This window comes from Pseudomonas sp. KU43P (genome assembly GCF_033095865.1).
In the GTDB taxonomy this organism is placed as follows: Bacteria; Pseudomonadota; Gammaproteobacteria; order Pseudomonadales; family Pseudomonadaceae; genus Aquipseudomonas.
In genome coordinates, this window is the sequence record NZ_AP019365.1 from 3,848,873 (window position 1) to 3,866,746 (window position 17,874).

15 protein-coding genes are annotated in these 17,874 nt (G+C 62.9%); 11 read left to right on the plus strand and 4 right to left on the minus strand.

Annotated features, from left to right (window positions below):
* Window positions 1-51 precede the first annotated feature (51 nt).
* Window positions 52-2,505: a DNA translocase FtsK 4TM domain-containing protein gene (locus tag KU43P_RS17640; RefSeq protein WP_317658713.1), complete on the minus strand. Its 2,454-nt coding sequence runs from the start codon at window positions 2,503-2,505 to the stop codon at window positions 52-54.
* Window positions 2,506-2,859: 354 nt separating this feature from the next.
* On the opposite strand from KU43P_RS17640, the gene aat reads away from it, so the two are divergent.
* From aat to infA, 3 genes are all read left to right on the plus strand, one after another.
* Complete coding sequence (gene aat / locus KU43P_RS17645) at window positions 2,860-3,540, plus strand: leucyl/phenylalanyl-tRNA--protein transferase (protein ID WP_317658714.1); 681 nt, start codon at window positions 2,860-2,862, stop codon at window positions 3,538-3,540.
* 56 nt (window positions 3,541-3,596) lie between these two features.
* Entirely contained in the window at window positions 3,597-4,304 is a 708-nt protein-coding gene (locus KU43P_RS17650) for an arginyltransferase (RefSeq protein ID WP_008097741.1), read from the plus strand.
* 102 nt (window positions 4,305-4,406) lie between these two features.
* Complete coding sequence (infA, locus tag KU43P_RS17655) at window positions 4,407-4,625, plus strand: translation initiation factor IF-1 (RefSeq protein ID WP_002553999.1); 219 nt, start codon at window positions 4,407-4,409, stop codon at window positions 4,623-4,625.
* 167 nt (window positions 4,626-4,792) lie between these two features.
* On the opposite strand, the gene clpA is transcribed toward infA, so the two are convergent.
* Both clpA and clpS read right to left on the minus strand, forming a co-directional pair.
* A complete protein-coding gene (gene clpA, locus KU43P_RS17660; RefSeq protein WP_317658716.1) occupies window positions 4,793-7,063 on the minus strand; it encodes an ATP-dependent Clp protease ATP-binding subunit ClpA in 2,271 nt (756 codons plus the stop codon).
* A 30-nt stretch (window positions 7,064-7,093) separates the two neighbouring features.
* On the minus strand, window positions 7,094-7,456 hold the full coding sequence (gene clpS, locus KU43P_RS17665) for an ATP-dependent Clp protease adapter ClpS (RefSeq protein ID WP_016488124.1): 363 nt from the start codon (window positions 7,454-7,456) through the stop codon (window positions 7,094-7,096).
* A gap of 230 nt (window positions 7,457-7,686) precedes the next feature.
* Between clpS and cspD the strand changes: the two genes are divergently transcribed.
* Window positions 7,687-7,953, plus strand: a complete 267-nt coding sequence (cspD, locus tag KU43P_RS17670; protein WP_317658718.1) for a cold shock domain-containing protein CspD — start codon at window positions 7,687-7,689, stop codon at window positions 7,951-7,953.
* Between the two features lie 68 nt (window positions 7,954-8,021).
* Here the strand turns inward: cspD and icd are convergent, their stop codons facing one another.
* Entirely contained in the window at window positions 8,022-9,278 is a 1,257-nt protein-coding gene (gene icd, locus KU43P_RS17675; protein ID WP_317658720.1) for an NADP-dependent isocitrate dehydrogenase, read from the minus strand.
* A 483-nt stretch (window positions 9,279-9,761) separates the two neighbouring features.
* Here icd and KU43P_RS17680 point away from each other — a divergent pair, with 483 nt between their 5' ends.
* From KU43P_RS17680 to KU43P_RS17710, 7 genes are all read left to right on the plus strand, one after another.
* Complete coding sequence (locus KU43P_RS17680; RefSeq protein WP_317658721.1) at window positions 9,762-11,987, plus strand: NADP-dependent isocitrate dehydrogenase; 2,226 nt, start codon at window positions 9,762-9,764, stop codon at window positions 11,985-11,987.
* A 191-nt stretch (window positions 11,988-12,178) separates the two neighbouring features.
* Window positions 12,179-12,619 carry an NUDIX hydrolase gene (locus KU43P_RS17685; RefSeq protein WP_317658722.1) on the plus strand — a complete coding sequence of 147 codons (441 nt, stop codon included), beginning with the start codon at window positions 12,179-12,181 and terminating at the stop codon, window positions 12,617-12,619.
* A gap of 59 nt (window positions 12,620-12,678) precedes the next feature.
* Window positions 12,679-13,803, plus strand: coding sequence for a tRNA 2-thiouridine(34) synthase MnmA (gene mnmA, locus KU43P_RS17690; RefSeq protein ID WP_317658724.1), 1,125 nt, complete (start codon window positions 12,679-12,681; stop codon window positions 13,801-13,803).
* On the plus strand, window positions 13,800-14,426 hold the full coding sequence (gene hflD / locus KU43P_RS17695) for a high frequency lysogenization protein HflD (RefSeq protein WP_317658726.1): 627 nt from the start codon (window positions 13,800-13,802) through the stop codon (window positions 14,424-14,426). Before mnmA ends, hflD begins: the two co-directional genes overlap by 4 nt.
* A 228-nt stretch (window positions 14,427-14,654) precedes the next feature.
* Window positions 14,655-16,025, plus strand: a complete 1,371-nt coding sequence (gene purB, locus KU43P_RS17700; RefSeq protein WP_317658727.1) for an adenylosuccinate lyase — start codon at window positions 14,655-14,657, stop codon at window positions 16,023-16,025.
* Window positions 16,026-16,106: 81 nt separating this feature from the next.
* On the plus strand, window positions 16,107-17,273 hold the full coding sequence (locus tag KU43P_RS17705; protein ID WP_317658729.1) for a cupin domain-containing protein: 1,167 nt from the start codon (window positions 16,107-16,109) through the stop codon (window positions 17,271-17,273).
* Window positions 17,266-17,700: a GNAT family N-acetyltransferase gene (locus tag KU43P_RS17710; protein WP_317658731.1), complete on the plus strand. Its 435-nt coding sequence runs from the start codon at window positions 17,266-17,268 to the stop codon at window positions 17,698-17,700. Before KU43P_RS17705 ends, KU43P_RS17710 begins: the two co-directional genes overlap by 8 nt.
* Window positions 17,701-17,874 lie beyond the last annotated feature (174 nt).

The window sequence follows — 17,874 nt, forward strand, 5'->3', positions numbered from 1 at the left end:
TTGAGCATTGAAGAAGCCGGGCGCCACCGTTGGCGCCCAGCAAGGTGTTCATCAGTCGCGTGGGCCGCCCGGGGCGATCACTTCCCGCGAGCCGTTGCTGTTCATTGGGGTGACCACGCCGGCCATTTCCATCGCCTCGATCATGCGAGCGGCGCGGTTGTAGCCGATCTTCAGCTTGCGCTGCACGGCCGAAATCGATGCGCGGCGGCTTTCGAGCACGAATTGAACCGCCTCATCATACAGCGCGTCGCTCTCCGAATCTTCGCCATCACCCCCACCGCCGCCGCCTTCGAAGCCGCTGCCGGCCTCTTCCACGCCATTGAGAATGTCGTCGTTGTAGTCCGGGGCGCCACGCAGCTTCCAGGCTTCCACCACCCGGTGCACTTCGTCATCGGAGACGAACGCGCCGTGAACGCGGATCGGCAGGCTTGTGCCTGGCGGCATGTAGAGCATGTCACCGTGGCCCAGCAACTGCTCGGCGCCACCCTGGTCGATGATGGTCCGCGAGTCGATCTTGCTCGACACCTGGAACGCCATGCGGGTCGGGATGTTGGCCTTGATCAGGCCAGTGATCACGTCCACCGACGGGCGCTGGGTGGCGAGGATCAGGTGGATACCCGCCGCCCGCGCCTTCTGAGCGATACGGGCGATCAGCTCTTCGACCTTCTTGCCGACGATCATCATCATGTCGGCAAATTCGTCGACCACCACCACGATGGTCGGCAGGGTCTTCAGGGCTGGCGGCTCGTCGTCCATGCTTTCGCGGCGGTACAGCGGGTCGTGGATGATCTCGCCCGCTTCCTGGGCGTCCTTGATCTTGCGGTTGAAGCCGGCCAGGTTGCGCACGCCCATGGCCGCCATCAGCTTGTAACGGCGCTCCATCTCGGCCACGCTCCAGCGCAGGGCGTTGGCGGCGTCCTTCATGTCGGTGACCACCGGGCACAGCAGGTGCGGGATGCCTTCGTAGATCGACAGCTCGAGCATCTTCGGGTCGATCATGATCAGCCGCGCATCTTCCGGGCTGGATTTGAACAGGATCGACAAGATCATCGCGTTCACACCCACCGATTTACCGGAACCCGTGGTACCGGCCACCAGCAGGTGTGGCATCTTGGCCAGGTCGGTGATCACCGGCTTGCCGCCGATGTCGTGGCCCAGGGCCAGGGTGACCGGCGACTTCTGCTCGTCGTACTGCGGCGTTGCCAGCACTTCCGAGAAGCGCACCATCTGGCGGTTCTCGTTGGGGATCTCGATACCCACGGTGGTCTTGCCGGGGATGACCTCAACCACCCGCACGCTGGTCACCGCTAGGGACCGCGCAAGGTCCTTGGCCAGGTTGGCGATACGGCTGACCTTGACCCCTGCCGCCGGCTGGATTTCGTAACGGGTAATGACCGGGCCCGGGTGGATCGAATCCACCGTAACTTCGACGCCGAATTCCTTGAGCTTGATTTCCAGCAGCTGGCCGACACCGGCCAGGGATTCGGGCGAGTACTCGATCTTCTTCTCTTCGGCAGGGTCGAGGATCGAAATCGATGGCAAAGTGCCTTCAACGGCGCTGTCGATGAACAGCGGCGCCTGCTTCTCTTTCATCACCCGCTTGCTCGGCTCCGGCGCCTTCACCGCAGGCGGCATGATCACCGGGGCAGCCACGGGCTGCTCACGCGGGATCACGGTCTCGCGGGGCACCACGGGCTCACGCTGCACGACCGGGCGGGCCGGCGGTTCTTCGCGCTCGACAATGCGCTCACGCGGTTGCGGCTTGATCGGTTCACGCTTCTCGGCCGCCATCGGCGCGGTGTCGAAGGCCGGCTCGTCGACCTCACGCAACTGCGCCACCAGGCGCTTGCGCTCGTTGCGTGCTTCCCACCAGCGGTTGGCTGCGCCCTGCACCAGCTCGAACAGGTCGAGGGTGATCTTGCCGGTCATGTCCATCACCTTGAACCACGACAAGTCGGTGAACACGGTGAGGCCGAACAGGAACAGGGCAATGAACATCAGCGTGCTGCCCTGCACATTGAGCAGGTTGCGCGCCAGGTCGCCCAGGCTCTCGCCCAGGGCGCCGCCGGCCGAGAATGGCAAGCTGGCCGCCGGGTGGAAATGGATGTGCGCCAACGCCGCGCCCGACAGCACCAGGAACACCAGGCCGATCAGCCGCCAGGAGAACAGCCAGCCGCTCCATTGCCAGGGCTGGTGACGCTCACGGAAGATCTGCCAGGTCTTGATCGCCAGCAGCAACGGGAAGATATAGGCGAAATAGCCGAGCACCATGAACAGGATGTCGGCGAAGTACGCACCGGCACGCCCGGCGGCATTCTGCACTTGGTCGACATTGCTGGTGTGGCTGAAGCCCGGGTCGGAAGTGTCGTAGGTCAGCAGCGCCATCCACAAGTACAGGCACAGGGCGCCGACAGCGATCAACGCACCTTCCTTGAGGCGGTAATGCAGCTGCTGCCGCCACTGGGGCACAGGCAAAGGAGCTGGAGTTGCGGTGGATTTCTTCAAAACGCGTCTATTCCTGCGCGGTGCTGCGCGTCCAGTAGTGATCGGCCGGTGTCTGGCCAATGAACCCCTACTTTTAACATTACTGCCCGCCGGCCGCCATGGCGGCACGCCGTATGGAGCTTGGCTGGGGGCGACTTTCGTATAGGTGCAATTTGAGCATGCATTTTCTTTCGTGACAAAGGCTTATGCTGTGTTTTTGCACAGGTGTGACAGCAATTGTGCCAGATGGTGCCTGCGTCTTCATGAATGTGCAGGAAATTGCCTGTTCACGGCCCGCCGTGGGGCCAAAGAGATTGACCCTGCCTGGCGCCCGCGCCATGCTGCCTTCTCCCCTCCCCCACCGCACGATAGACCATGCTCACCTGGCTGACCCGCGACTCGCTGACCTTCCCGCCCCTGGAAAAGGCCCTGCATGACCCCAACGGCCTGCTCGCCGCCGGTGGCGACCTGAGCCCCGATCGCCTGGTGCGCGCCTATCGTCACGGTTGCTTCCCGTGGTATCAGGACGGCCAACCGATTCTCTGGTGGTCGCCCGACCCGCGTACGGTGCTGTTCCCAGGCGAGCTGCACATTTCGCGCTCACTGGCCAAGCTGATGCGCCAGGGCCGCTACCAGGTCAGCTTCGACAGCGACTTCGCCGCCGTGATCGCTGCCTGCGCCGCGCCCCGTGACTATGCCGACGGCACTTGGATCACCGATACCATGCGCGATGCTTACTGCGAGCTGCACCGGCGCGGGGTCGCCCATTCGGTGGAAGTGCGCCAGGACGGCGAACTGGTTGGCGGCCTGTACGGCCTGGCCATGGGCCAGCTGTTCTTCGGCGAGTCGATGTTCAGCCGCGCCGACAACGCCTCCAAGGTGGGTTTCGTGACGCTCGTCGAACACTTGCGTCAGGCCGGTTTCGTGCTGATCGACTGCCAGATGCCGACCAACCACCTGCACAGCCTTGGCGCCCGCGCCATCAGCCGCGAACACTTCGCCGAGTACCTCGCACGGCACCTCGACCAGCCCAACAGCGCCACCTGGCGAACCTAGGCGAGTTTTGCTGGCTGGCTTACACTTAAAGCAAAGTCTCACCGAAGGGGTCGATCATGACAGAGTTGGCGCGGTTGAAGTTCTATGCCACTCAGCCCCACTCCTGCAGCTACCTGCCGGACGAGCAGGCTACCACCCTGTTCCTCGACCCCAGCCAGCCGATGGACGTGCACGTGTATGCCGACCTCTCCGAAATGGGGTTTCGGCGCAGTGGCGACCACCTGTATCGCCCCCATTGCCAGAACTGCAATGCCTGCGTGCCGGCGCGCATCCCTGCGGCGCGCTTCATCCCTAACCGCCAGCAGCGGCGCATCCTCAAGCGCAATGCCGACCTCACCGTGACCGCCGCGCGGCCGGCCTTCAAGGAAGAATACTTCGACCTGTACCGGCGCTACATCGAGACGCGCCATGCCGATGGCGACATGTACCCGCCCAGCCGCGATCAGTTCTCCACTTTTCTGGTGCGCGACCTGCCGTTCTGCTGGTTCTACGAATTCCGCCTGGCTGGGCGCCTGCTGGCGGTGGCGGTCTGTGACCTGCTGCCCAACGGCCTGTCGGCGGTGTACACCTTCTACGAGCCCGACGAAGAGCGGCGCAGCCTAGGGCGTTTTGCCATCCTCTGGCAGATAACCGAAGCGCTGCGTCAGGATCTGGAGGCGGTGTACCTCGGCTACTGGATCAAGAACTGCAAGAAGATGAACTACAAGACCCAGTACCGCCCCATCGAATTGCTGATCAACCAGCGCTGGGTCACCCTCAACTGAAAGCATTGGCTTGACACACCTTTTTCCGGCATAATCCACGCCACTTTTTTGCCCGGTGCGGTTATGCGTCGGGCCAACACTGGATACCGAGGGCTCTACTGCATGTCGAAAGAAGACAGCTTCGAAATGGAAGGTACTGTCGTCGACACCCTGCCCAACACCATGTTCCGCGTGGAGTTGGAAAACGGGCACGTCGTAACCGCGCACATCTCCGGAAAGATGCGCAAGAACTACATCCGCATTCTCACTGGCGACAAGGTCCGCGTCGAGCTGACGCCTTATGACCTGAGCAAGGGCCGCATCACCTACCGTGCGCGCTAAGCTCCAGCCATGAAAAAGCCCGGCCAAGTGCCGGGCTTTTTCATGGCTGCTGCATTATCAGGGGCTGCCTTGCAGCCCAATCGCCGGCAAGCCGGCTCCCACAGGGTTCACAACACGCCTGTGGGAGCCGGCTTGCCGGCGATTGGGCCGCAAAGCGGCCCCTCGTATCACGCCACCTCAGCCGTGGTCTCGAAGTCGAACACCAGTTCGCCATCGCGCAGGTCGATGTGCACCACACCGCCATGCTCGGCCAGCTCGCCAAACAGGATCTCCTCGGCCAACGGCCGCTTGATCTTGTCCTGGATAAGCCGCGCCATCGGCCGCGCACCCATCTGCACGTCGTAGCCCGAAGCTGCCAGCCAGCCGCGAGCGGCATCGCTGACTTCCAGCAGTACCCGCTTGTCTTCCAACTGGGCCTGCAGTTCGATGAGGAACTTGTCGACGATGCTCTTGATCGTCTCGTGGCTCAGGCGGCCGAACTGGATGATGGTATCCAGGCGGTTGCGGAACTCCGGCGTGAAGCTCTTGCGGATGACTTCCATGGCATCGGACGCGTGGTCCTGATGGGTGAAGCCGATCGACGCCCGTGCCGCGGTTTCTGCCCCGGCGTTGGTGGTCATGATCAGGATCACGTTACGGAAGTCGGCCTTGCGCCCGTTGTTGTCGGTCAGGGTACCGTGGTCCATCACCTGCAGCAGCAGGTTGAAGACTTCCGGGTGGGCCTTCTCGATTTCATCGAGCAGCAACACGCAATGCGGCTGTTTGGTGATGGCTTCGGTCAGCAGGCCGCCCTGGTCGAACCCGACATAGCCTGGAGGCGCACCGATCAGGCGCGACACAGTGTGCCGCTCCATGTACTCGGACATGTCGAAGCGTACCAGTTCGACCCCCAGGGCCTTGGCCAGCTGCCGCGCCGCTTCGGTCTTACCCACGCCGGTAGGGCCGGCGAAGAGGAACGAACCAACCGGCTTGTCAGGCGATTTGAGACCGGCACGGGACAGCTTGATGGCGGTGGCCAGCGAGTCGATGGCTGCATCTTGGCCGAACACCGTGAGCTTCAGGTCGCGCTCCAGGTTACGCAGCAGCTCCTTGTCGGAACTGGTAACGTGCTTTGGCGGAATCCGCGCAATCTTGGCGACGATGTCTTCAACCTGCGGCACTTCGATCCGCTTGACCCGGTTCGCCTCAGGCTGCAGGCGCTGGTAGGCACCCGCCTCGTCGATCACGTCGATGGCCTTGTCCGGCATGTGGCGATCGTTGATGTAGCGCGAGGCCAGCTCGGCAGCTGCACGCAACGCCTCATCGCTGTACTCGATGTTGTGGTGGCTTTCGAACCGCCCCTTCAGGCCACGCAGGATGCCGACAGTGTCTTCCACCGAAGGCTCGCTGACATCGACCTTCTGGAAACGCCGCGCCAGGGCCCGGTCTTTCTCGAAGATGCCGCGAAACTCCTGGAAGGTCGTCGAGCCGATGCAACGGATTTCACCGGACGACAGCAGTGGCTTGAGCAGGTTGGACGCATCCATCACCCCGCCAGACGCTGCACCGGCACCGATGATGGTGTGGATCTCGTCGATGAACAGGATCGCCTGCGGACGCTTGCGCAGCTCACCGAGCAGCGCCTTGAAGCGCTTTTCGAAGTCGCCGCGGTATTTGGTACCGGCCAGCAGCGCGCCCAGGTCAAGGGAGTACACCACGCTTTGCGACAGCAGGTCGGGCACCTGGCCGTCGACGATGCGCTTGGCCAGGCCTTCGGCGATGGCGGTCTTGCCCACACCGGCCTCACCGACCAGCAGTGGGTTGTTCTTGCGCCGACGGGCGAGGATCTGGGCAACGCGCTCCACTTCCTGCTCGCGGCCAACCAGCGGGTCGATGCGGCCGGCACGGGCCAGCTCGTTGAGGTTGCTGGCATAGGCGTCCAGGGGGTTGCTGGACGACGAGGTTTCACCACCGTCCTCATCCTGCATTTCCTGGTCACTTTCACTGTGCGAACCATGGCCCGGCACCTTGGAGATGCCGTGGGCGATGTAGTTGACCACGTCGATACGGGCCACGCTCTGCTGCTTGAGCAGGAACACGGCCTGGCTTTCCTGTTCGCTGAAGATCGCCACCAGCACATTGGCGCCGGTCACTTCGCGCTTGCCGGAGCTCTGCACGTGGAACACGGCACGCTGCAGCACACGCTGGAACCCCAGGGTCGGCTGGGTTTCACGGTCTTCGTCGTTGACGGGAATAAGGGGTGTGGTGGAATCGATGAACTCTTGCAGGTCGTGCTTGAGTTTGTCGAGATTGGCGCCACAGGCGCGCAGAACGGTCGCGGCAGCCTCATTGTCAAGGAGTGCCAGCAGCAGATGTTCGACGGTCATGAACTCATGACGCTTCGAACGAGCCTCCTTGAAGGCAAGATTGAGGGTGACTTCGAGCTCGCGGTTTAACATAGCTTCACCTCATACCCAAGTGGTCGGCGATTAACCGTCCTTCTCGATTTCACAGAGTAGCGGATGCTGGCTTTCCCTGGCGTATTGGTTGACCTGCATGGCCTTCGTTTCGGCGATGTCACGGGTAAACAATCCGCACACTGCCCGCCCTTCGGTATGGACGGTCAGCATGATCTTGGTCGCCAGCTCGCGGTTCAGACTGAAGAACGTCTCGAGCACTTCGACGACGAAATCCATCGGCGTGTAGTCATCGTTGAACAAAACCACCTTGTACATCGGTGGCGCCTGCAGGATCGGCTTGGCTTCCTGTACCGCAAGACCTGAGCCGTCGTCCTCATTCGTTTGCGGGCGATCCTGATTGAATGTTAGTCGAATCTCGCTTGGTGCATGCATGGAAAGAATTTCATCATGATCGACAGGTTAAGGTTGTGGGTTGACCGCACAGGCCACGGCCAGCGCAGGCGCTGGGCGACCTTGACTATCGGCAAAACGGTGTTACAACCAATAAGAACCCACCGTGGTCGATAAAGATCCGCGCAGTCAACCAGATTTTTCGCATGGTTCGTATGCGGATGAAGTGGATGATACTCCAGTGATGGAGTCCTTTGCAGAGGGACATAGGGATGGCAAGCGGTAAAGTCAAGTGGTTCAACAATGCCAAGGGCTACGGATTCATCAACGAGGAAGGTAAATCCGATGACCTGTTCGCTCATTATTCGGCCATCAAGATGGATGGGTACAAGACCCTGAAGGCCGGCCAGGCGGTGGTGTTCGACATCGTACAGGGCCCCAAAGGCCTGCACGCTGTCGAGATCAAGGATGCAGCATTGGCCGCGACAGACGCAGCCAGAGCCCCCGGCCAGCCCCAGAGCGAAACCGTCAAAGCCTGACCCCTGCTCTGTGACGGTATACGAATGAACCGGCCGCCTCTTCAAGAGGCGGCCGGTTTTCTGTTGCCTTACATGTGCTTGATCATCTCGTCCCCGAAGCCTGAACTGCTCACCAGCTTCGCCCCGTCCATCAGCCGCTCGAAGTCATAGGTCACGGTCTTGGCCGCAATGGCGCCATTCGTGCCCTTGATGATCAGGTCGGCCGCCTCGGTCCAGCCCATGTGGCGCAGCATCATTTCCGCAGACAGGATCACCGAGCCCGGGTTCACCTTGTCCTGGCCGGCGTACTTGGGCGCCGTGCCGTGGGTCGCCTCGAACATGGCCACGGTATCCGAAAGGTTGGCGCCCGGCGCGATGCCGATACCGCCCACTTCCGCTGCCAGGGCGTCCGACAGGTAGTCACCGTTGAGGTTGAGCGTGGCGATCACGTCGTACTCGGCTGGGCGCAGCAGAATCTGCTGGAGCATGGCGTCGGCGATGGCGTCCTTGACGATGACGTCGCGCCCGGTCTTGGGGTTCTTGAACTTCATCCACGGGCCGCCATCGAGCAGCTCGGCACCGAACTCGTCACGGGCGACCTCGTAGCCCCAGTCCTTGAAAGCACCTTCGGTGAACTTCATGATGTTGCCCTTGTGCACCAGGGTCAGCGATTCACGGTCGTTATCCACCACATACTGCAGGGCCTTGCGCACCAGGCGTTTGGTGCCCTCGCGAGAGACCGGCTTGACGCCGATGCCGCAGTCCTGGTCGAAGCGGATCTTGGTGACGCCCATTTCCTCCTTGAGGAACTTGATCACCTTGTTCGCCTCGGGCGAACCGGCCTTCCATTCGATGCCGGCATAGATGTCCTCGGAGTTCTCGCGGAAGATCACCATGTCCACATCGCCAGGCTTCTTGACCGGGCTCGGCACACCCTCGAACCACAGCACCGGCCGCAGGCACACGTACAGGTCGAGCTGCTGGCGCAGCGCCACGTTGAGCGAACGGATGCCGCCACCAACCGGCGTGGTCAGCGGCCCCTTGATCGACACCACGTAGTCTTTCACCGCATCCAGGGTTTCCTGGGGCAGCCAGGTGTCCTGGTCATACACCTGGGTGGCCTTCTCCCCGGCATAGACCTCCATCCAGGCGATCTTGCGCTTGCCGCCGTAGGCTTTTTGCACCGCCGCATCGACCACCTTGATCATCACCGGCGACACATCGACGCCAATCCCATCGCCTTCGATATAAGGAATGATGGGTTTGTCGGGCACATTGAGCGAATGGTCTGCATTGACGGTGATCTTTTCGCCGTCGGTCGGAACCTTGATTTTCTGGTATCCCATGCTTGCACTACTCCGCTTTCGGGTGTGATTGGACATCATGCGATCCCACTGAGCCTAAACCACATCCGCCGACCTGCAAGGCCAGAACGCCCAGGCACCCGCAAACCCTGTGGGAGCCGGCTTGCCGGCGATGGCTCTACCACCGCCACACCTGCGGCAACACACCGCATTGCCCCTACGTCTTTGGTCTTATAATGGCGCCAATGTCACTTCGCCTTGCTGAATAGCCTGATTGGTTTGATATACTGCGCCGCGACCGAAGGGTCATCGGGGCGAATCCCAGGAAAATGCGGCTCGCCCTCGGCCAGCAATGGCCACGAAGCCTGGGTTGTTACCGCAGCTCAGCACTTGACGCTCGACTGATGCATCCACCATCACCGCTCGCAGCCTCTCGACTATCCGCCTATGGCATCGCCTGGGCGAAGCGCCTACCCTGCGCACCACGAGACTCGAGTACGCTCAGCACATAGAGAGTTAACCCGCATGCCCACCCGTTCCAAGATCATCTATACCTTCACCGACGAAGCCCCCGCCCTCGCCACCTACTCGCTGCTGCCGATCATCGAAGCTTTCACCGCTTCGGCTGACATCGCCGTAGAAACCCGCGACATCTCCCTGGCTGGCCGCATCCTCGCGGCATTCCCGGAGCAACTGGGCGCCGAGAAGCAGGTAGGCGATCACCTGGCGGAACTGGGCCAACTGGCTACCACCCCTGAAGCCAACATCATCAAGCTGCCGAACATCTCGGCCTCGGTCCCGCAACTGAAGGCGGCGATCAAGGAGCTGCAGGGCAAGGGCTACAACATCCCTGACTACGCCGACGAGCCGGCCACCGCCGAAGAAAAAGAATCCCGCGCGCGCTACGACCGCATCAAGGGCAGCGCCGTGAACCCGGTACTGCGCGAAGGCAACTCCGACCGCCGCGCACCGCTGTCGGTCAAGAACTACGCACGCAAGCACCCGCACAAGATGGGCGCCTGGGCCGCCGACTCCAAGTCGCACGTCGCCCACATGAACAACGGCGACTTCTACGGCAGCGAAAAGGCCGCCCTGATCGAGGCTGACGACAGCCTGCGCATCGAGCTGGTCGCCAAAGACGGCTCCACCACCGTCCTGAAAGAAAAGACCGCCGTCAAGGCCGCCGAAATCATCGACTGCGCCACCATGAGCCGCAAGGCCCTGAAAGCCTTCATCGCCGAGCAGATCGCCGATGCCAAGGCCTCCGGCGTACTGCTGTCGGTGCACCTGAAAGCCACCATGATGAAGGTTTCCGACCCGATCATGTTCGGCGTCATCGTCGAAGCCTTCTACGGCGAAGTACTGGCCAAGCACGCCGCAGCACTGACCGAAGTCGGCTTCAACGCCAACAACGGCATCGGCGACCTGTACGCCCGCATCAAGGACCTGCCAGCCGACAAGCAGGCCGAGATCGAAGCCGACATCCAGGCCCTGTACGCCGAGCGTCCGGCCCTGGCCATGGTCAACTCCGACAAGGGCATCACCAACCTGCACGTGCCGAGCGACGTCATCGTCGACGCCTCGATGCCTGCGATGATCCGTGACTCGGGCAAGATGTGGAACACCGCCGGTGAACTGCAGGACGCCAAGGCGATCATCCCGGACCGCTGCTACGCCGGCATCTACCAGGCCACCATCGAAGACTGCAAGGTCAACGGCGCCTTCGACCCGACCACCATGGGCAGCGTGCCGAACGTTGGCCTGATGGCGCAGAAAGCCGAAGAGTACGGTTCCCACGACAAGACCTTCCAGGTCAAGGCCGATGGCGTCGTGCGCGTGGTCGATGGCAAGGGCAAGGTCGTTCTGGAGCAGAACGTCGAAGCCGGTGACATCTTCCGCATGTGCCAGACCAAAGACGCGCCGATCCAGGACTGGGTCAAGCTGGCCGTCAACCGCGCCCGCCTGAGCAACACCCCGGCGGTGTTCTGGCTGGACCCGGCCCGCGCCCACGACGGCGTGATGATCGAGAAGGTACAGAAATACCTGAAGGATCACGACACCGCCGGCCTGGACATCCGTGTCCTGGCTCCGGTCGATGCCATCAAGTTCTCCCTGGCCCGCATCCGCGAAGGCAAGGACACCATCTCGGTGACCGGCAACGTGCTGCGCGACTACCTGACCGACCTGTTCCCGATCATGGAGCTGGGCACCAGCGCCAAGATGCTGTCGATCGTGCCGCTGATGAACGGCGGTGGCCTGTTCGAAACCGGCGCCGGTGGTTCGGCTCCGAAGCACGTGCAGCAGCTGGTCGAAGAGAACTTCCTGCGTTGGGATTCGCTGGGTGAATTCCTGGCCCTGGCCGCTTCTCTGGAGCACCTGGGCAACACCTACGACAACCCGCGCGCCAAAGTTTTGGCCAACACCCTGGACCAGGCTACCGGCAAGTTCCTCGACACCAACAAGTCGCCTTCGCGTAAAGTCGGTGGTATCGACAACCGCGGCAGCCACTTCTACCTGACCCTGTACTGGGCCGAAGCCCTGGCCGCCCAGAGCGACGACGCCGCCCTGCAGGCGCGCTTTGCACCGCTGGCCAAGACCCTGGCCGAGAACGAGGCGACCATCGTCGCCGAGCTCAACGCCGTTCAGGGCAAGCCGGCCGACATCGGTGGCTACTACGCCCCGGATGCCGAGCTGACCGCCAAGGTGATGCGCCCAAGCCAGACCCTGAACAGCGCGATTGCCGCCCTGTAAGGTTCGCTTGAAGTAACAGCACAAACCCCGGCCACGCACCGGGGTTTGTGCTTTCTGGGAACTGGGGGCTGCTTTGCAGCCCATCGCTGGCAAGCCAGCTTCCACAGGTACAGCACATGCCTCGAACCTGTGAGGGCTGGCTTGCCAGCGATTGGGCCGCAAAGCGGCCCCAACGATCCAAGGACACACAAATGACCTGGCAACCCCACATCACCGTCGCCACCATCGTCGAGCACGAAGGCAAATTCCTCTTCGTCGAAGAATTCAAAGCCGGCCAGCACGTGTTCAACCAACCCGCCGGCCACCTCGAACCCTTCGAAACCCTGCCCCAGGCCGCCCTGCGCGAAACCCTCGAGGAAACCGCCTGGGAAGTCGAGCTCACCGGCGTGGTCGGCATCTACCTCTACACCGCCCCGAGCAACGGCGTGACCTACCAGCGCATCTGCTTCGCCGCCCGCCCGGTGCGCCACCACACCGACCTGGCCCTGGACAGCGACATCGTCCGCGCTGTCTGGCTGACCCGCGAAGAACTGCTGGCCGACCCCAGCCGCTGGCGCAGCGAGCTGGTGCCACGCTGCCTGGACGACTACCTCAAAGGCCCCTTGCACAGCCTCGACCTGCTGCGCGACTGACGCGCCGCCCCGGGTTTGATAGAATCGGCGTTTTTCCCCCTTGATACACATCGGTAACCATGACCAGCCCAGCACTCAAAGACCCCGCCAAGACCCGCGTCATCGTCGGCATGTCCGGCGGCGTGGACTCTTCCGTCTCCGCCCTTCTGCTCATGGAGCAGGGCTACCAGGTGGAAGGGCTGTTCATGAAGAACTGGGAAGAGGACGACGGCACCGAATACTGCACCGCCCGTGAAGACCTGGCCGACGCCCAGGCCGTGTGCGATCGCATTGGCATCAAACTGCACACCGCCAACTTCGCCGCCGAGTACTGGGACAACGTGTTCGAGCACTTCCTCGAGGAGTACAAGGCCGGCCGCACGCCGAACCCGGACATCCTCTGCAACCGCGAAATCAAGTTCAAGGCGTTCCTCGACTACGCCCTGTCGCTGGGTGCCGACCTGATCGCCACCGGCCACTACGTGCGCCGCCGCGACACGGGCGACCTCACCGAGCTGCTCAAGGGCCTGGACCCGAACAAGGATCAGAGCTACTTCCTGCATGCCGTCGGCGGCAAGGAAATCGCCCGCACGCTGTTCCCGGTCGGCGAGCTGGAAAAGCCCGAAGTACGTGCCATTGCCGAGAAACACGGCCTGGCCACCGCCAAGAAGAAAGATTCCACCGGCATCTGCTTCATCGGCGAGCGCCGCTTCAGCGACTTCCTCAAGCAGTACCTGCCGGCCCAGCCGGGCAACATCGAAACCACCGAAGGTGAAGTGATCGGCCGCCACCACGGCCTGATGTACCACACCATCGGCCAGCGCCAGGGCCTTGGCATCGGCGGCTTGAAGGACGCCGGCGACGAGCCGTGGTACGTGCTGCACAAGGACCTGACGCGCAATGTGCTGGTGGTCGGCCAGGGTAACGAACACCCGTGGCTGTTCTCCCGCGCCCTGCTCGCCTCGGATATCTTCTGGGTCAACCCGATCGACCTGAGCAGCCCGCGCCAGCTCACCGCCAAGGTGCGCTACCGCCAGAGCGACCAGCAGTGCACCCTGGAGCGCACCGCAAGCGGCTATCGCGCCGTGTTCGACGAGCCGCAGCGCGCCGTGACGCCAGGCCAGTCGGTGGTGTTCTACGACGGCGAGGTGTGCCTGGGCGGCGGCGTGATCGAAACCGCCGAGCCGTGGAGCCCGCGCGCATGAGCAACCTGCAGGAGCAATTGATTGCCCTGGGCGGTGTGTTCCAGGCCGCCGTGCTGGTCGACCGCATCGCCCGCACCGGCCAGGCCAGCGAGGCCAATATCGGCTGCATGCTGGGCAGCCTGCTGGTGCGCGACCCCAAGGACACCCTGGAAGTGTTCGGTGGCGACGACCTCAACCTGCGCGACGGCTACCGTGCGCTGGTCGGCGCCCTGGAGCGCGACCCCAGCAGCCTGCAGCGCGAACCCCTGCGTTATGCCCTGTCGATGCTCGGCCTGGAGCGCCAGCTGAACAAGCGCGGCGACCTGCTCGACACCATCGGCAACCGCCTACCGCAGATCCAGTCGCAGGCCGAACATTTCGGCCTGGTTCATGAAAACGTCATCGCTTCCAGTGGAGCCTTGTACCAGGACACCCTGAGCACCCTGCGCCAGCGCATCCAGGTGCATGGCGACATGCGCTTCCTGCAGCAGGCCAGCAACGCCTCGAAGATCCGCGCCCTGCTGCTCTCCGGCATCCGCGCTGCGCGCCTGTGGCGCCAACTCGGCGGCCATCGCTGGCAGCTGGTATTCAGCCGGCGCAAGTTGCTCAACGAGCTGTACGACATGATGCGCAACGCCTCCTGAGGAGGGGTTGACCGTTCCGGCCTCATCGCCGGCAAGCCGGCTCCCACAGGTACTGCACAAGCCTTGAGTGCAGTGCGGTCCCTGTGGGAGCCGGCTTGCCGGCGATAGGGCCGGAACAGGCGAAGCACCTATTTGAATGGCCCGACCTTTGGTCAGCCACCCGACTCTGGCGCATTTTTCATGTATGATATGCGCCCTTCCAAAAGCCTGACTGTCCGAGAACACCCCATGCAGCTTTCTTCGCTCACTGCGGTTTCCCCTGTAGACGGCCGTTACGCCGGCAAAACCCAGGCCTTGCGCCCCATCTTCAGCGAATTCGGCCTGATCCGTTTCCGCGCCCTGGTCGAAGTGCGCTGGCTGCAGCGCCTGGCCGCTCACCCGCAGATCGGCGAAGTGCCGGCGTTCTCCGCCGAAGCCAACGCCCTGCTGGACAGCCTGGCCACTGACTTCAAGCTCGAGCACGCCGAACGCGTGAAAGAAATCGAGCGCACCACCAACCACGACGTCAAGGCGATCGAATACCTCCTCAAGGAGCAGGCCGCCCAACTGCCCGAGCTGGCCAAGGTCAGCGAATTCATCCACTTCGCCTGCACCAGCGAGGACATCAACAACCTGTCCCACGCCCTGATGCTGCGCGCTGGCCGTGACGACGTGCTGCTGCCGCTGATGCGCCAGATCGCCGAGGCCATTCGCGCCCTGGCCCACGCTCACGCCGACGTGCCGATGCTGTCGCGCACCCACGGTCAACCGGCTTCGCCGACCACCCTGGGCAAGGAACTGGCCAACGTCGTGTACCGCCTGGAGCGCCAGATCGCCCAGGTCGCTGCCGTGCCGCTGCTGGGCAAGATCAATGGCGCCGTGGGCAACTACAACGCCCACCTGTCGGCCTACTCGCAGATCGACTGGGAAGCCAACGCCCGCGCCTTCATCGAAGACGAGCTGGGCCTGGTGTTCAACCCCTACACCACCCAGATCGAGCCGCACGACTACATCGCCGAGCTGTTCGACGCGATCGCCCGCTTCAACACCATCCTCATCGACTTCGACCGCGACGTCTGGGGCTACATCTCGCTGGGCTACTTCAAGCAGAAGACCGTCGCTGGCGAAATCGGCTCCTCGACCATGCCGCACAAGGTCAACCCGATCGACTTCGAAAACTCCGAAGGCAACCTGGGTATCGCCAACGCGCTGTTCCAGCACCTGGCCAGCAAGCTGCCGATCTCGCGCTGGCAGCGTGACCTGACCGACTCCACCGTGCTGCGCAACCTGGGCGTGGGCTTCGCTCACAGCGTCATCGCCTACGAAGCCAGCCTCAAAGGCATCGGCAAGCTGGAAGTCAACGCCGCACGCATCGCCGCCGACCTGGACGCCTGCTGGGAAGTCCTCGCCGAGCCGATCCAGACCGTGATGCGCCGCTTCAACATCGAGAACCCCTACGAGAAGCTCAAGGAGCTGACCCGTGGCAAGGGCATCACCCCTGAAGCGCTGCTGACCTTCATCGACGGCCTGGACATGCCAGCCGAAGCCAAGGCTGAGCTCAAGCAACTGACCCCGGCCAGCTACATCGGTAACGCGGCCGCACAGGCCAAACGCATCTAAGCTGACCGTCGCGTTCAACGCCCGGCCTGGCCGGGCGTTTTTATTCCCGGACGAAAATTACGTTTTTTCAATAGGTTGAACATGAATCCTGATACTCCACTGCAGCTGCTCGGCGGCATCTCGGCCCGCGAATTCATGCGCGACTACTGGCAGAAGAAGCCGCTGCTGGTGCGCCAGGCCTTCCCGGACTTCGAAAGCCCGATCGACCCCGACGAGCTGGCCGGCCTGGCCCTGGAAGAGGAAGTCGAGTCGCGCATCGTGCTCGAGCACGGCGCCCACCCGTGGGAACTGCGCCGCGGCCCGTTCAACGAAGACACCTTCGCCGAGCTGCCGGAAAAAGACTGGACCCTGCTGGTTCAGGCCGTCGACCAGTTCGTGCCGGAAGTGGCCGAACTGCTCGAGCAGTTCCGCTTCCTGCCGAGCTGGCGTATCGACGACGTGATGATCAGCTTCGCCACCCCCGGTGGCAGCGTCGGGCCGCACTTCGACAACTACGACGTGTTCCTGCTGCAAGGCCACGGCAAGCGCAACTGGAAGGTCGGCCAGATGTGCAACAGCGACAGCCCGCTGCTGCCCCACGCCGACCTGCGCATCCTCGCCGAATTCGAACAGAGCGGCGAATGGACCCTTGAGCCCGGCGACATGCTCTACCTGCCGCCGCGCCTGGCCCATTACGGCGTAGCCGTCGACGACTGCCTGACCTACTCGGTCGGCTTCCGTGCGCCGAGCGCTGCCGAAGTGCTGACCCACTTCACCGACTTCCTCAGCCAGTTCCTGCCGGACGAAGAGCGCTACAGCGACGCCGACGCCCAGCCGGTCAGCGACCCGCACCAGATCCAACACGACGCCCTCGACCGCCTCAAGGCGCTGCTCGACAAGCACATGGGCGACAAGGACCTGCTGCTGACCTGGTTCGGCCAGTTCATGACCGAGCCGCGTTACCCGGAGCAGGTGGTCGGCGAAGAGCTGAGCGAGGACGAGCTGGTCGAAGCCCTGGAAGATGGCGCGATCCTGATCCGCAACCCGAGCGCACGCATGGCCTGGTCCGAGCTCAACGACGACCTGATGCTGTTCGCCAGCGGCCGCAGCTGCCCGCTGCCCGCCAAGCTGCGCGAGCTATTGAAGCTGGTATGCGCCGCCGACGCCCTGCACATCGACAACTTGGGCGAATGGTTGCAGGATGAAGATGGCCTTATGCTGGTACAGCAGCTGATCAAACAAGGAAGCCTGGGATTCGCCAATGAATAAGATTCGTGTGCGCCTCGCCGACTGGCAGAAAGACAACGCCGACATCCGCCGCATTCGCGAAGCCGTGTTCGTGGCCGAACAGCACATTCCGCCGGAGCTCGAATTCGACTCGGAAGACCAGGACGCCCTGCACTTCCTGGCCCTGGAAGGTGACTACCCGATTGGCACCGCCCGCCTGCTCTCGGACGGCACCATCGGTCGCATCTCGGTGCTCAAGGACTGGCGCGGGCTGAAAGTCGGCGATGCCCTGGTCAACGCCGTGATCGTCGAAGCGCAGAACCGCGACCTCAAGCAGCAGATGCTCAGCGCTCAGGTGCACGCCACGCCATTCTATGAGCGCCTCGGGTTTCGCGTAGTCAGCGAAGAGTTCCTCGAAGCCGGCATCCCGCATGTGGACATGGTGCGCGATTCCCGCGAGATCGCCTGATCCATCCGCGTTGACCCCATCGCCAGCAAGCCGGCTCCCACAGGGCCCCTGTAGGAGCCGGCTTGCCGGCGATGAGGCCAGTGCAGACAAAACATCCAGAACAGCAAAAACCTGTACATCCATCCAGATAAAACTTGCCTCCGCGCCCCCGCTTGCGCATCCTAGTGCCCGTCA

Excerpts from the sequence above, each read along its gene's own strand:
- aat (WP_317658714.1), top strand. The coding sequence starts at position 2,860 with ATGCTCACCTGGCTGACCCGCGACTCGCTGACCTTCCCGCCCCTGGAA.
- KU43P_RS17650 (WP_008097741.1), top strand. The coding sequence starts at position 3,597 with ATGACAGAGTTGGCGCGGTTGAAGTTCTATGCCACTCAGCCCCACTCC.
- infA (WP_002553999.1), top strand. The coding sequence starts at position 4,407 with ATGTCGAAAGAAGACAGCTTCGAAATGGAAGGTACTGTCGTCGACACC.
- clpA (WP_317658716.1), bottom strand. The coding sequence starts at position 7,063 with ATGTTAAACCGCGAGCTCGAAGTCACCCTCAATCTTGCCTTCAAGGAG.
- clpS (WP_016488124.1), bottom strand. The coding sequence starts at position 7,456 with ATGCATGCACCAAGCGAGATTCGACTAACATTCAATCAGGATCGCCCG.
- cspD (WP_317658718.1), top strand. The coding sequence starts at position 7,687 with ATGGCAAGCGGTAAAGTCAAGTGGTTCAACAATGCCAAGGGCTACGGA.
- icd (WP_317658720.1), bottom strand. The coding sequence starts at position 9,278 with ATGGGATACCAGAAAATCAAGGTTCCGACCGACGGCGAAAAGATCACC.
- KU43P_RS17680 (WP_317658721.1), top strand. The coding sequence starts at position 9,762 with ATGCCCACCCGTTCCAAGATCATCTATACCTTCACCGACGAAGCCCCC.
- KU43P_RS17685 (WP_317658722.1), top strand. The coding sequence starts at position 12,179 with ATGACCTGGCAACCCCACATCACCGTCGCCACCATCGTCGAGCACGAA.
- mnmA (WP_317658724.1), top strand. The coding sequence starts at position 12,679 with ATGACCAGCCCAGCACTCAAAGACCCCGCCAAGACCCGCGTCATCGTC.
- hflD (WP_317658726.1), top strand. The coding sequence starts at position 13,800 with ATGAGCAACCTGCAGGAGCAATTGATTGCCCTGGGCGGTGTGTTCCAG.
- purB (WP_317658727.1), top strand. The coding sequence starts at position 14,655 with ATGCAGCTTTCTTCGCTCACTGCGGTTTCCCCTGTAGACGGCCGTTAC.
- KU43P_RS17705 (WP_317658729.1), top strand. The coding sequence starts at position 16,107 with ATGAATCCTGATACTCCACTGCAGCTGCTCGGCGGCATCTCGGCCCGC.
- KU43P_RS17710 (WP_317658731.1), top strand. The coding sequence starts at position 17,266 with ATGAATAAGATTCGTGTGCGCCTCGCCGACTGGCAGAAAGACAACGCC.